Source organism: Sphingomonas sanguinis (genome assembly GCF_001476905.1).
Lineage (GTDB): Bacteria > Pseudomonadota > Alphaproteobacteria > Sphingomonadales > Sphingomonadaceae > Sphingomonas > Sphingomonas sanguinis_B.
In genome coordinates, this window is sequence record NZ_LDTE01000137.1 from 21,575 (window position 1) to 35,519 (window position 13,945).

A 13,945-nucleotide genomic window follows, 5' to 3' on the forward strand; every position below is an offset into this window, starting at 1 on the left:
CACGGCGTAATTTTTTGGCCATGCGTCGGCTGACACCGAGGCAGCTTGCGCTGCGCCGGTCGGCGCGGTCCGAGCGTGCTTGGGATGCGTCCAGGATTGTCGGATACGAAATCACCCGCCCAAGCCGGGCGTGTCTTTTTCCAGCCCCTTCACCCCACCCCTCTCATCAGCCGAATTTCAGCGGGTGGTCACATGGGCAGGACTGGCCCATCCCATGACTTGCGGAGCCGCGACGTCAATTGGACCGGACAGGTCGCCGAAGGGCGAAGCCCCCTTGGCATCACCAAGGAGAGGGCAAAGCCAGCATCCTAATATGCGTTCTTTTGACGAGACGGACTATGCAATAAGCAGGGCCAAAAATACGCGGGAGGAACATCGGCGATGAAGACAGTGCGTGCGATCGGTGCGGCCTATTGCGTCGGCTTTATGCTGGTGGTGGCGATCGGACATATTCCGCCGTTTCTAGATGCGAACGGCAATCTTTTCGGGCTGTTCAAACTCGACCTGTATGACGACAGCCTTCACTTTTTCTCGGGCGTCTGGGCGGGCGTTGCGGCCTGGTGGTCCTATGGCGCGGCGCGGCGCTATTTTCGGCTGTTCGGCCCACTCTATTTCGCCGACGGCGTGATGGGGCTGTTTCTGGGTAGCGGCTATCTCGACGGCGGCATCTTTCTCTACGGGCCGATCAGACAGTCGGTCGCCGTCCACATCTTCGCCAATCTGCCTCATCTGGTGATCGGTGGCGTGGCGATCTGGGTCGGGTATCGGCTCGCCCGTTGTCCCGAACCGGCAAGGTGAGGCGCCGTTGGAAACTGGCGATCGCGGCGGCCGCGCTCGTCGCGGGCACGGTGATCGTACCGGTCTCCTATATCGAAGGGGGGTGCCGCACGCCCCCGGCGGACCGGGCCGGCGCCCCGCCCTATCGTTCGATCCTGCCGCCTGCCGACCGGCGACCGCTGGCAGCGACCTTTCTGACCTATCCCGAATGGCACATCGTCTATGAGGCGGAAAGCTATGCGCGCCATCTGGACCGCGGCGCGCCACCCAGCGCCTTTCCGTTCGGACGGCACATCGCGTCCTTCTGGACCAGCTATTGCACCGTCAACCAACTGACCATGGGCAGTTCGACCGCGAGCGACTACAAGCTGACCATCTATACCATCGGCATCAGCTACACCGCCGAACTGCTGGTCAATGCAGCCTATGAACGCACCGTCGGGCGCTTATTCGAATGGCTGAGCGGATGGACAAGCGCCGACGACCGCCACGCCGCCATGGTCCAGCGACGCTATGGCGCATTTCTGCACGAAACGCCGTGGTTCCGCTTTCCCTTCGGTCAGGCGCTGCGGGACGAGTGGCGGACCGACGAACCGCTCCAGCATGCGCGGCATTGGGAACGGCGTTTCGCGCTTTCGGCCGAATATGGCGTGAAGGCTCTCTATGCGAAGGCGATCGACGCGGCCACCGGGGCGACGGTGGGACATGATGAAACCACCTTGCGCTTCGTCGCCCGTGCAGCACCGCAGGCTCTGCGCGCCGTCGATCCCAGGATCGTGCCCATCGGCTCGAGCGTGGACGGCCTCACGATTGCGCAGGCACCGCGATACCAGCAGTTCAACGATATCCTGGGCAAGCTCGCCGACGCGCGGATCGACCTGATGGAGATTGCGGGTAACGGCGAGATATTCGTCACCGTGCTCCTTCCCGCCACCGCCGCGCCGCCGGGCAAGGTGCGGCTCTCGTTGCCCATCGACCGGGCGGGATGGCGGCGGGTCGGGATCGTCGTGCCGGTGCGCGCGCTGACCGCCACGCTGCGACAGGTGCGGCAAAGCGGCGGCGAGGTCGAGCATGTCTATGATTATTGAGCGAGCTCTGCGCTTCACGGCGCAAGCGGTGCTGGTCCTTGGCCTATGGTTCGGCGTGATGCTCGCCATGCCGTTCATCGGCCCCGCCGGACGGCCAGTGGCGGTGGTCGGCGATGGCCCACGGGCAGTCCGGATCGTCGCCGAGGCGGGTGGTCAGGTCGTGGAAGTCCGTCACGGCGCAACCCTGGCGCGCAGCGACGCCCCCGACTTCGTAAGGCGTCTCTACGCCTTGGGCGCGCCCGCCGTCATCGAGGGGCGCATCGCGGCAGGCTGTTTCGCGAAGAAAGGCGCGTAGCGCGCATACCATGTGTTGCTGAACAGGCCTTTCGGGTCCCAGCTGCGCTTGGCCGCGAAGAACGTGCCGATCTCGGGATAGGAGCGCGCAAGCTGCGCCGGGGTATAGTGAAGCTGATAGGGCAGGAAGAACCGCCCGCCCTCGCGCAGGCACAGATCGATCAGGTCGCTGGTCAACCGCCGCATCGCCGCCGTCCCCTCCGCGGTGGTGGGCTGGTTGAGATACAGGACCACCGAGAAGGCCGGTTCGGGCGCATAGCTGAGCGCATTGTCCTCGCGCCCGACCGCACGAATTGAGGCGTTGACAAGATTGGCCTGATCGGTCCGAAGAATTGTCCGCATTCCATCGATGAACGGGATGATCCGGGCGCGCGGCACGAAATATTCATGAAGGATGTCCGTTTCGCCCGGCAGATTGTTGGCCAGATAGGCGACAGAGTCATGCATCGGGTCGTTGCGCGCGACCAGACAAGCCTCGCCCGAGCCTTGCGCCTGAGCCCGCGACACCGTGCACTGCTCAAACCGGTGTTCGAGATGCTTCTCGCTCCACCATTTCACCCGCTTGAACAGGTCGTTCCGCTTGGCGAGGTTGACGGTCAACCGCCGTATCCGGGTCGCGGCCACTTCGGACAGGGCGGCGCGGTCGAGCCCCTGGTCCTCCGGATGGCGGGTGTAGGTATAAACCAACGCCTCGCGCAACAGGCTGTCGGGTGCGGTCGAGAGATGGACGTAGCTGAGCCCCACGGCCGGGTCCGCGGCGATCCGTCGGAACGTGTCTGGAAAGGCGCTATAGTCGATCCGCTCGCGACCGGAACGATAGATATCATTGGGGACGACATCCAAGGTCGCGGACAAGATCACCCCGAACAGCCCGTATCCACCCACGACGTGGCGAAACAGGTCGGCATTCTCTGTCCGTGACGCAGTGACCACACGCCCGTCCGCGAGCATCAGTGTGACGCGGCGCAACGATCCCATCACCGCACCCGCCCGGTGATCCATGCCATGCGCATTGACGCTGATCGAACCGCCGACGGAGAAGATGTCGGTCGACTGCATCGCCTGGACCGCGAAACGGGGATGGAGGGCAAGCTGGATCGCGTGCCAGGTTGCGCCTGCCCCCACCGTGACCGTGCGCGCCTCCGGGTCGAGATGGATCGTGTCCATTCCCCGCATGTCGAGCATGACGCCACCGGCACGGAAGGCCTGCCCGCCCATCGAATGGCGCACCCCTGCCGCCGATACGGTCAGCCCATGTGCGGCGGCATAGCGCAAGGCGGTGGCGACATCGGCTTCGGTCCTGACGCGAACGACGCCCGCGACCGGGGTCCGGCTGAGGCAGCTGGCATCGTTGACATGGCCGCCGCGCTGCGACCAGTCGGGCTCCGGAACATTTGCGGGAAGCGGCGAAAGAGGCGAAAGCCGCGGCAGAATTCCGCTGCAATCCTTTGCCCCCACGGGGCCCGCTGCCAGCGGCGCGATGTAAAGTGCAGTACTTCCGGCAACAAGTGCAAGCATCGATACGCCGATAAGGAGATACTGGTGTTTCGACACTGGCGCTCCCTTGTTCCACAGATGCTTGACGGCGGCGTCTCATATATCCGGTTTTCCCGAATCCTATTGCTATGCCAGTCGCAGTTTCACAACCAGGGAGTGTTTCGTGCGTTCGATGATTCCGATTCCTCTCGCCGCCTGAATGGCGCTCGCGGCCTGCGGCAAAGGTGGCAAAGGCGTGTCCATGCCCAACGCCTTGATGGAGCAGGTCGCCAAGGTTCCGGTCAACGATCCGATCAATCGGTTACACAATATCCGTTGAAGGCCCACATCCTTGGGCGCATCACGCCGGGGCCGCCCGTTTCCGTTCCTGACAAACATTCCCTTTATCGCCCGGCGATGAATCCTGTCACAAGGTTGGTGCGGTGATGGCTCATCTCAACGTGACGACCCTGACCGCCGCACGCCGCCAGACAGCGTCGGGTCGGTGAGGCAATGAGCGAATAAGCCGGCGTTGGCCCGCTTGCCGAGCGGGAAGCGCACCGCGTCGAACGGCGAGTGGTGGCGTTCCCCGATGGTCATCGCTTCGGCTGGGTATATTCCGATTGAGATATTCTGGGGTGAATGGAAAACGCATATGAGATTGGCCGATGGCCGCCGCAGCTGGGCGGCAGCCATTCGGCGCAAGGACCGAGAGCGCTGCCGCGAGGCCCCGTCAGGGTCGATATGGCAAGGACGATTGGTGGAGGATGATGCGAACCCTGCCGTCTTCACATTCCTTGAACACGAAACTCTTGTTCACGAAAATGTGAGTGTCGTCCTGTCCGATGAAATGGACATTGCATTGTACGATCGCCAGGTCGCCATGCAGGATGAAATCCTCTTTGCTATACCAAACCTTGACCCACGGCTTCAGCTTGAAGCCCGTGTCATCGGGGAATGCCTCGTTCCCCCCGATGAAATAGGCCAGAGCGCCCTCCTTCGTCGGTCGAAAGGTCTGGGTGCCGAAGGTCAGGGTCGGTTTGAACAGAACCTTCCCTTGGTCATAATCGTAATTGTCGCTGAGCACCTGCATTGCAACGGCGCGCGCGTCGCCGCCCTCGGAATGAGCTTTGCCGACCGCCACCACATTGTCGCACCAAGTTTGCAACGCCTTGTGCACCATCGCTTCGGTAAACATCCATTCGTTCCTTCTGAAAGGTTCTGCCGGCTCTTTCGCCGGAGCGGTTGCCGACGCTGATGCTCCCTGCATGACGGCCTCTTCCAACGCATCGAACGAGGAACAGCGAAAGCCAAGGCAGGACTGATTGCGTCCGCACCTGTCCGCATCGCAACGGCCAGCGTTCCCACGAAACCGTCATGTTAACCCCATGTCGGATAGGCTCGGACAGTGTCGCAGGTTCAGCATGCTCAAGCCATGGATCAGGCCGGTATCTCCGGAGACACGCTTTCTATCAGCCCTTGAAGCTCGACATTCTGCAACCCCATCGTCATCAGCGCCAGCGTGCCACGCAATTCCTCCGGATCGATGTTGCGGGTGATGAACACCATTCGCGTACGCCGATCCGCCGACGGCCACCGGTCGAGCTCGACCGGTGGGTGAAAGACGTGCTGCACGCCATGGACGACCACGGGTGCGTCATATCCGACCAGGTTGACGATCCCCTTCACCCGCAGCAGATCCGCCCCCTTGAACATGGTGAGAAGTCCTAGCCAGCGATCGAATGCGACCGGCTCCAAGGGCATATCGAACGTCAGGCAGGTTGCGCGGATACCGGCATTATGTCGGTTCACGTCATGATGATGATGGTGATGATGATCGGCGTGGGATGCTTCCTCCGCCAGCCAGCGGAGAACATCCTCGCTCTTGCTGGCGGCGTCCCATAGGCCGACATCAAACAATAAAGCGGACTCCACCGCCCCATTGGTGACCGCGATGATGGGCGCAAACGGATTGAGCGTCGCAAGCCGGTCACGGATCATCTGCTGTGCGGCCTCGTCGGCAAGGTCGGTTTTCGTCAGCAGCAGTCGGTCGGCGACAGCCGCCTGCTTCACCGCTTCCGGCTGGGCATCAAGCGTGGCCATGCCGGCCGCTGCGTCCACCGTCGTGATGACGGCGTCGAGCCGGTAAAGCGGCTCCAGTCGCGGATCGGTCATCAGGGTGTGCAGGATCGGCGCGGGGTCGGCCAGGCCGGTGGTTTCAATCATCACCCGGTCGAACCAGCATTGTCCGTCGCGCGCGAAACGCCATGGTGCATCGCGCAGCGTTTGCGAAAGGTCACCACGGATGGTGCAGCACAGGCATCCGCCCATTATCTCGACCACCAGATCCTCATTCGATCGTGCGATCAGTTCATGATCCAGTCCGACTGCGCCGAATTCATTGATGATGACCAGCACACGCGCCATGTCGGGCGAACGGACCAAGTGATTGAGCACGGTCGTCTTGCCACTGCCGAGAAAGCCGGTCAGCACCGACACCGGGATGCGCGCATTGGCGTCCGATACGACAGCGCTCATATCTTGCCCGCCCTCGCCCCGGCCCGGTGGGTTGCAGCCGCACGCGACAGGATGCGCCAGTGCTCAAAATGCGCCGTGCTCACGCCCCGCAGCCCTAAGTAGCGGGTCAAGCTCACGTCCGACGCGGTTGCCAGATGGGCCAAGTGGCAGCGTTGCCCGCCAATCCTCTTCATCGCTATACCACTGGACATCAAGCTGCGTCTCCATATATGTAATGTTGTAACATATCTCACCGGATACGTGTCATGACAAGCCTCTCTTCATCCGATCGCCGTCTTCCCGTCACCGTATTGTCGGGCTTTCTCGGCGCGGGAAAGACGACACTGCTAAACCACATCCTGGCCAATCGCGAGGGACGGCGGGTTGCAGTCATCGTGAACGACATGTCGGAAGTGAACATCGACGCCGACCTCGTGCGTGGCGGCGAGGCTGCCCTTTCACGCTCGGAAGAAGCGCTGGTCGAAATGACCAACGGCTGCATCTGCTGCACGCTGCGTGATGACCTGCTGGCCGAAGTCCGTGCGCTCGCCGAAGCCGGCCGGTTCGATTATCTGGTCATCGAGTCGACTGGTATTTCCGAGCCGCTTCCTGTCGCGACGACCTTTTCGTTCCGCGACGAAGCGGGCGTCTCGCTGGGGGATGTTGCACGGCTCGACACGATGGTCACGGTGGTCGATGCCCTGAACCTGCTCGCCGACTATTCGAGCCAGGATTTCCTTGCCGATCGCGGCGAAACAATGGGTGAGGACGATACCCGCAGCTTGGTCGGCCTGCTGGTGGAACAGATCGAGTTCGCCGATGTCGTCATCGTCAACAAGGCGTCATCGGTATCGGCGGAGCAGCTTGGCATCGTAAAGAAGCTGGTCGCCAGCCTCAATGCCGACGCGGTCATCGTCCCGGCGGATCATGGGCGCGTGGATCTGGATCTGATCCTCGCCACCGGGCTGTTCGATGAGGAAAAGGCCGCGCGCCATCCACTCTGGGCAAAGGAACTGTACGGCTATGCCCATCATCAGCCGGAAACCGAGGAATATGGGATCGAAAGCTTCGTCTATCGCGCCCGCCAGCCCTTTGATCCGGCTCGCTTCCACGCCTTTCTGACCGATGGCGGCCTCGACCATGTCGTGCGGGCCAAGGGCCATTTCTGGCTGGCGACCCGGCCCGACTGGGTGGGTGAACTGGCAGTGGCGGGCAGCCAGACCGAGACGGCCCGTATGGGTCGCTGGTGGGCGTCAATCCCCAAGAATCAGTGGCCCGACGATGGCCGTTTCGAGGAGTTCGTCGCCAGACACTGGGACATGATTTGGGGCGACCGACGGCAGGAACTGGTCTTCATCGGCATCGGCATGGACGAGGCGCGAATTCGAGCCAGGCTGGATGCCTGCCTGGTATCGGGCGCGGCCTTCACGCCCGCGCTCTGGACAAACTTGCGCGATCCGTTCCCGGCCTGGGGCGAACGACAGTTGGAAACGGCCGACTGACGTTCGTGATAGCCTCAGGGCGTTATCGCGTCCGTCTATCCCGCGCACGATTGGTGAGCACCGGACTTTGCCCCCGTGCTGCGATGCTGGTGCCCAGGAGCAGAATCCCTGCCGCGATCGACAAGGCCTACAGAGCCGGGGGCGCGGTTGCTTGGCAACATCCGCGCGTTCCGGGACGATGGTCTATAAGGGAATGACCTCAGGAAATTTGCAACACCCCAACACCTGACGCCCCTTCATGCCGACCTCCGTTGCAGGCCAAAGCCGAACGCAGGTCCGGAAAAATCCGACCAGGCTCGCTTGATCGCAGCTCAGGAACGAACTGCGTCTTACGCCGACCCGATTCATCGGATCGCAATATTCCTGTCACGGTGGAATTATAACGTAGCTGTCATGTTCGACGCAGCGCTCGGAGGCTGCGTGGTGTGGGGAAAGCAGTTATGCCGACGTCGGTCTTCATCAACGAATTCCATTACGACAATGCGGGAAGCGATACGGGCGAGTTCGTGGAGATCGCGGGCGCGGCCGGCACGGATCTGACCGGCTGGAAGATCGTCCTGTACAATGGCAACCCTGCCCAACGCTCGGCCTATGGCACGGTGGCGTTGACCGGCACCATCGCCGATCAGGGCAACGGCATGGGCACGGTGAAGGTCGCCTATGCGGCGAACGGCATCCAGAACGGCGGCTCGGGTGCCGCCGGAGAGCCCGACGGCCTCGCCTTGGTCGATGCGGCGGGCAATGTCGTGCAGTTCCTGAGCTATGAGGGCAGCTTCGTCGCCGCCGACGGCCCGGCCAAGGGCATGACCAGCGTCAATATCGGCGTCTATGAGGACGGGACGCAGAGCGGCACCGCGCTGGGGCTGGTCGGCACCGGTACGACGGCGGAAGACTTCCACTGGGCGCTGATTAACACCGCGACCGCCGGAGCGGTGAATGCGGGCCAGACCTTCGGCAACGCCGCGCCGACCCCGACGCCCGGCACGCTGGCGATCGCCGACGCCAGCCTGACCGAAGGAGACAGCGGTACGCGGGAGATCGTCTTCACCGTGACACGCAGCGACGGAACTGCGGGCGGCGTGTCGGCGACCTGGACGCTGAACCTGGGCAGCGGCACGGTCGCGGCCGACGCGAGCGACTTCGCCGCCGACCTGGTGCGCACGGGCACGGTGACGTTTGCCGAAGGCGCTACCACCGCCCAGATCCGGCTGCCCGTGCTGGGCGATACGGTGTTCGAGGGCGACGAGAGCTTCTCCATCACCCTCTCCGATCCGCAGGGCGGCGCGACGCTGACCCGCGCCGTCGCGACGGGCACGATCACCAACGACGATGCCGCGCCGCCAGCCCCGCCCGCGAACGTCTTCATCAACGAGATCCACTACGACAATAGCGGCGCCGATGTCGGCGAGGCGATCGAGATTGCCGGGGCGGCGGGCACCGACCTGTCGGGCTATAAGCTGGTGCTGTACAACGGCACCAACACGCCCGATGCGGCACCGGTCTATGCGACGACCACCCTGTCGGGCACGATCGACGATGAAGGCAATGGCTTTGGCGCGGTGTCCTTCCGCTATCCGGTCAACGGTCTCCAGAACGGCCCGGCCGACGGCGTGGCGCTGGTCGCGCCGGACGGCACGGTGGTGCAGTTCCTGTCCTATGGCGGCACGATCACCGCGGCGGCGGGCACGGCGGCGGCGGGCCTGACCAGCACCGATATCGGCGTCGCCGAGTCCCCCGCGCCCGGCGCGGGCTTCTCGCTACAGCTCAAGGGGTCCGGGTCGAGCGCGGGCGATTTCACCTGGACCGCGCCGAGCACCGACAGCTTCGGATCGGTCAATGCGGGGCAGAGCTTCCTGTCGGCGACCGGCACGGGGCATCTGCGCGTCAACGATGCCCGCGTCGTCGAGGGCGATAGCGGCACCAGCAACCTGATCTTCACCGTGAACCGCGCGGGCGGCACCGCCAACGCCGCCACGGTCGACTATGCGGTCCATCTGGACGGGACCGCGAACGCCGCCGATCTCGGAGCCGCGGCGGTGCTGGCGGGCACGCTTCGCTTCGCGGCGGGCGAGACGAGCAAGCAGATCGTCGTGCCGATCGCGGGCGATACCGTCGGCGAAGGCAATGAAACGCTGTCGGTGACGCTGGGCACCACCAGCGGCGATGTGGTGATCGATCGCGGCACGGCGACCGGCACGATCGTCAACGACGACCCCGTCGCACTGTCGATCGGCCAGATCCAGGGCGAGGGCCACAGCTCGGCCTATATCAACCAGACGGTGGCCACCAACGGCGTCGTCACCGCCGTCGACTCCAACGGCTTCTACCTGCAGTCGGCGGTCGGCGATGGCAATGACCGCACGTCCGACGCGATCTTTGTCTTCACCAGCACCAAGCCGACCGTCCTGGTCGGCGACGAGGCGACGGTGCGCGGCAAGGTGGCGGAATATGCCGGGGACGCCAAGGGCCTGACGGTCACGCAGATCGTCACCCCGACGGTCACCGTCGCCAGCCATGGCAATGCGCTGCCCGCTGCCGTGCTGATCGGGACGGGCGGCGTCCTGCCCCCGGCGCACACGATCGATCATGACCCGCTGACAAATTACGACCCTGCCAACGACGGCATCGATTTCTGGGAGTCGCTGGAAGGCATGCGGGTGACGATCGATGCGCCCCAGGCGGTATCGAACACCAACTCTTATGGCGAGACCGACGTCGTCGCGTCGCATGGCGTCGGTGCCACCGGCATGAACGATCGCGGCGGCATCACCATCTCGCCCAATGCCGACGGCACGATCGACTATAATCCCGAGAAGATCCAGATCGACGACGACAGCGCAATCTTCGCGGGCTTCAAGCCGGGCTACACGATCGGCGACCAGCTCAGCAGCGTGACCGGCATCGTCCATTATTCATTCGACAATTACGAGGTGCTGGTCACCGAAGCGGTCACCGTCACGAAGGATGTGACGCTGACCAAGGAGGTCACGCAGCTTCAGGGCGACGCCAACCACCTGTCGATCGCCACCTATAATCTCGAAAATCTCGACACGTCGGACAACAAGTTCGACGTGCTGGCGAGCAACATCGTCTATAATCTGCGCGCGCCCGACATCCTGGCAGTGCAGGAGATCCAGGACGCCGATGGCGCGGGCACCGGCAGCGACCTGTCGGGCACCGTCACGGCGCAGGGGCTGATCGACTCGATCTACGCCCAGTCCGGCCTGCGTTACGCCTATGTCGAGATCGCGCCGACCACCGCCAATTCGAGCGGCGGCGAGCCCAATGGCAACATCCGCAACGGCTTCTTCTACAATGTCGATCGCGTGTCCTATGTCGAGGGCAGCGCGGCGCTGATCACCGGCAGCGCCTATAACAACAGCCGCAACCCGCTGGTCGCGCAGTTCGAGTTCGCCGGACAGAAGATCACCGCGATCGACGTCCACTTCACCTCGCGCGGCGGCAGCGATCCGCTGTGGGGCAACATCCAGCCGCCCGCCGACGCGGGCGATGCGGCGCGCAACGCGCAGGCCGCGGGCGTCAAGGCCTATATCCAGGAGCATCTCGCCGACGATCCGTCACTCAACGTGGCGGTGCTCGGCGACTGGAACGGCTTCTACTTTGAAAATGCCCAGACCCAGCTGACCGATCCCGCCAAGGGCGGGGTGCTGACCAACCTCAATACGCTGCTCAGCCCCGAAGAGCGCTACAGCTATATGTTCGGGGGCAATGCGCAGCAGATCGACAATATCCTGGTCACCGGCGGGCTGCTCACCAACGCGCAATATGACTCGGTCCACCTCAATTCGCAGTTCGGGGAGGATCGCCCGACCGACCATGATCCGCAACTGGCACTGCTCCAACTTGGCATGGCGCCGCGCGACCTGGTGCTGAGCCATGATGCGGTCGACGAGAATCTGGCGGCGGGCGCCATCGTCGGCACCTTGTCGGCGACGGACACGGCCAATGACAGGCTGACCTATGCCCTGGTCGACGACGCAAAGGGTCTGTTCGTGGTCGATGCCGCGACCGGCGTGGTCACCACCACCGCGCCGCTCGATCATGAGGCGGCGGCGTCCTATGCGCTGGTCGCCAAGGTCACCGACAGCGGCGGCCTGTCGACGCAGCAGGCCTTCACGGTCGCCGTGGGCGACGTCAACGAGGCCCCCGTCGCCCTGGCGCTGAGCGGCGACCATATGGCGGAGAATCTCGCTGCCGGAACGGTCGTGGGCACGCTTGCGGCCAGCGACCCGGAGGGCGATGCCCTCGCCTACAGCCTGGTCGACAATGCCCAGGGCCTGTTTGCGGTCGACGCGACGACCGGCGTGGTGACGACGACCGCCGCCCTCGACTACGAGGCGGTGAAGAACTACCAGATCGTCGCGCGGGCAACCGACACGGGCGGCCTGAGCACCGATCACGGCTTCACGATCGTGGTCGACGACGTCAACGAGGCTCCCGCTGCGACGGCGGATGCGGTGGCGATCGATGAGGATGCGACCACCGCCAATCTGTGGTCCACCTTGCTCGGCAACGATCGCGATCGCGATCCCGACACCGGCCAGGCCCTGTCGATCATCAAGGTCGACACCAGCGATACGCTGGGCAGCGTGATCTTCGATGCCGCCACGCAGACGCTGAAATATGTCGCGGACCATGACGCCTTCGATGCGCTGGCCACCGGCGCGTCGCAGGTGGATCGCTTCACCTACACCGTGTCGGACGGCCAGGGGCTGACCAGCACGGCCAGCGTGGCGGTCACCGTGACCGGCATCGGCGATGGGATCGTGCGCACCGGCAGCATCTTTTCCGACACGCTCACCGGCACGGGCGGCGAGGACACGCTGTCCGGTGGCCTGGGCCACGACACGCTTTACGGGCTTGGCGGCCATGATCAGCTCAGCGGCGGGCTCGGCAACGACCGGCTGTTCGGGGGCGATGGCAACGACGTGCTGTTCGGCGGTCTGGGCCATGACGTGCTGGACGGCGGAGCGGGCAACGACATCCTGTTCGGCGGGCTTGGCAACGACACGCTGAGCGGCGGCGCCGGGGCCGACACCTTCCACTTCGGCCGCCTGGACGGCAGCGACACGATCACCGACTTCGACACGGCGCGCGACGCCCTGGTGCTCGACGACGGTATCCGCCTCGCTCATGCACGGGTGCAGGACGTCAACCGCGATGGCGTCAAGGATCTCGTGCTGAGCTTTACCCAGGGAACCAGCGTCACGCTGCTGAATGTCAACGACGTGAAGGCGGTCAAGTTTTCCGGCCCGGATTACTGGTCGGATCACCAGCCGGGACTCGACGGGCTGCTCGACGATGTCGGCGATTTCCTGACGCACGCGCTGCCCCGATTCGTCGACTTCAGCCACGGCTTCTGACCCTCGACACGATCGGCGACCGGCCGCGCGATCCGTTGGTGGATCGCGCGGCCTTCGCATTCTGACTATGCCATTTTGAATCGACGGTGATGATGCTCGGGCACGACGTTCAGGCCCATGTTCGCGACGCATTGCGGCAATGTCGGCGGCACCTCGCCGCCGCCGCAGGGTTCAGCGCGCTGGTCAATCTGCTCTATATCGCGCCGACGCTGTACATGCTGCAGGTCTATGACCGCGTGGTGCCGACCCAGGGGGTGCAGACGCTGCTCTTCCTGACGGCCGTGCTGCTGTTCGCGCTGGCGACGCTGTCGCTGCTCGACCGGGTGCGCAGCCGGCTGCTGGTGCGCGCGGGTGTCCAGCTCGACACCGCGCTATCGCCCCTGATCCTCGATGCGACGCTCGGGCGGCCCGACCTGCCGGGCGCGCGCGCGGCGCTGCGCGAATTCGACACGATGCGCGGTACGCTGACCGGACCGGGCATACTCGCGCTGTTCGACGCGCCTTGGGTGCCGATCTATCTGCTGGTCTGCTTCCTGGTCCATCCCTGGATCGGCGTGGTGGCCGTGCTCGGCTGCGTCGCGTTGCCGGTGATCGCCTGGCTCAACGAGCGCGCCACCCATCACCGGCTCGATATCGCGCAGCAGGTCGCCAGCCAATCCTATGCCAGCCAGGACGCGCTGCTCGGCGCAGCGGACAGCATCCGCGCGCTCGGCATGCGACGCGCGATGGTGGCGCGCCAGTTGCGCCAGCGGCGCGCCATGCTGATCGCCCAGACCGAGGCGAACTTCGCGGCGGGCGGCTTCCTCACCGCGGGCAAGTTCGTGCGGCTGGCATTGCAGTCGCTGGCGCTCGGGCTCGGCGCATGGCTGGCGGTGGATAACCAGATTTCGGGCGGCGCGATCTTCGC

9 protein-coding genes are annotated in these 13,945 nt (G+C 64.4%); 6 read left to right on the top strand and 3 right to left on the bottom strand.

Annotated features, from left to right (window positions below; all coding sequences use genetic code 11):
* The first annotated feature begins 381 nt into the window (after positions 1 to 381).
* Genes SB4_RS17235 through SB4_RS17245 form a run of 3 tightly spaced genes read left to right on the top strand, consistent with a single transcriptional unit; the run spans position 382 to position 2,160 of the window.
* Positions 382 to 798, top strand: a complete 417-nt coding sequence (locus SB4_RS17235; protein ID WP_058753567.1) for a DUF4383 domain-containing protein — start codon at positions 382 to 384, stop codon at positions 796 to 798.
* A complete protein-coding gene (locus tag SB4_RS17240; RefSeq protein WP_058753568.1) occupies positions 795 to 1,865 on the top strand; it encodes a hypothetical protein in 1,071 nt (356 codons plus the stop codon). The genes SB4_RS17235 and SB4_RS17240 overlap by 4 nt, the downstream gene beginning before the upstream one ends.
* Positions 1,849 to 2,160, top strand: a complete 312-nt coding sequence (locus tag SB4_RS17245; protein ID WP_241488672.1) for a hypothetical protein — start codon at positions 1,849 to 1,851, stop codon at positions 2,158 to 2,160. The genes SB4_RS17240 and SB4_RS17245 overlap by 17 nt, the downstream gene beginning before the upstream one ends.
* On the opposite strand, the gene SB4_RS17250 is transcribed toward SB4_RS17245, so the two are convergent.
* The 3 genes from SB4_RS17250 to SB4_RS17260 form a co-directional block, all read right to left on the bottom strand.
* A complete protein-coding gene (locus SB4_RS17250) occupies positions 2,088 to 3,713 on the bottom strand; it encodes an FAD-binding oxidoreductase (RefSeq protein ID WP_241488673.1) in 1,626 nt (541 codons plus the stop codon). The two genes, SB4_RS17245 and SB4_RS17250, sit on opposite strands and share 73 nt — an antisense overlap.
* 655 nt (positions 3,714 to 4,368) lie before the next feature.
* A complete protein-coding gene (locus SB4_RS17255) occupies positions 4,369 to 4,833 on the bottom strand; it encodes a hypothetical protein (protein WP_058753571.1) in 465 nt (154 codons plus the stop codon).
* A gap of 242 nt (positions 4,834 to 5,075) precedes the next feature.
* Positions 5,076 to 6,173: a CobW family GTP-binding protein gene (locus SB4_RS17260; protein WP_058753572.1), complete on the bottom strand. Its 1,098-nt coding sequence runs from the start codon at positions 6,171 to 6,173 to the stop codon at positions 5,076 to 5,078.
* A 245-nt stretch (positions 6,174 to 6,418) separates the two neighbouring features.
* Here SB4_RS17260 and SB4_RS17270 point away from each other — a divergent pair, with 245 nt between their 5' ends.
* From SB4_RS17270 to SB4_RS17280, 3 genes are all read left to right on the top strand, one after another.
* Positions 6,419 to 7,654, top strand: coding sequence for a GTP-binding protein (locus tag SB4_RS17270; protein WP_058753574.1), 1,236 nt, complete (start codon positions 6,419 to 6,421; stop codon positions 7,652 to 7,654).
* Between the two features lie 440 nt (positions 7,655 to 8,094).
* The gene (locus tag SB4_RS20440) at positions 8,095 to 13,038 is read left to right on the top strand and encodes a cadherin domain-containing protein (RefSeq protein WP_058753575.1); all 4,944 of its coding nucleotides are present in this window, start codon (positions 8,095 to 8,097) and stop codon (positions 13,036 to 13,038) included.
* An 89-nt stretch (positions 13,039 to 13,127) separates the two neighbouring features.
* A partial coding sequence (locus tag SB4_RS17280; protein WP_338112956.1) for an ABC transporter transmembrane domain-containing protein occupies positions 13,128 to 13,945 on the top strand: 818 nt, incomplete at its 3' end.

Coding starts and splice junctions, on each gene's coding strand:
- SB4_RS17235 (WP_058753567.1), top strand. CDS start 382: ATGAAGACAGTGCGTGCGATCGGTGCGGCCTATTGCGTCGGCTTTATG.
- SB4_RS17255 (WP_058753571.1), bottom strand. CDS start 4,833: ATGTTTACCGAAGCGATGGTGCACAAGGCGTTGCAAACTTGGTGCGAC.
- SB4_RS17245 (WP_241488672.1), top strand. CDS start 1,849: ATGTCTATGATTATTGAGCGAGCTCTGCGCTTCACGGCGCAAGCGGTG.
- SB4_RS20440 (WP_058753575.1), top strand. CDS start 8,095: ATGCCGACGTCGGTCTTCATCAACGAATTCCATTACGACAATGCGGGA.
- SB4_RS17270 (WP_058753574.1), top strand. CDS start 6,419: ATGACAAGCCTCTCTTCATCCGATCGCCGTCTTCCCGTCACCGTATTG.
- SB4_RS17260 (WP_058753572.1), bottom strand. CDS start 6,173: ATGAGCGCTGTCGTATCGGACGCCAATGCGCGCATCCCGGTGTCGGTG.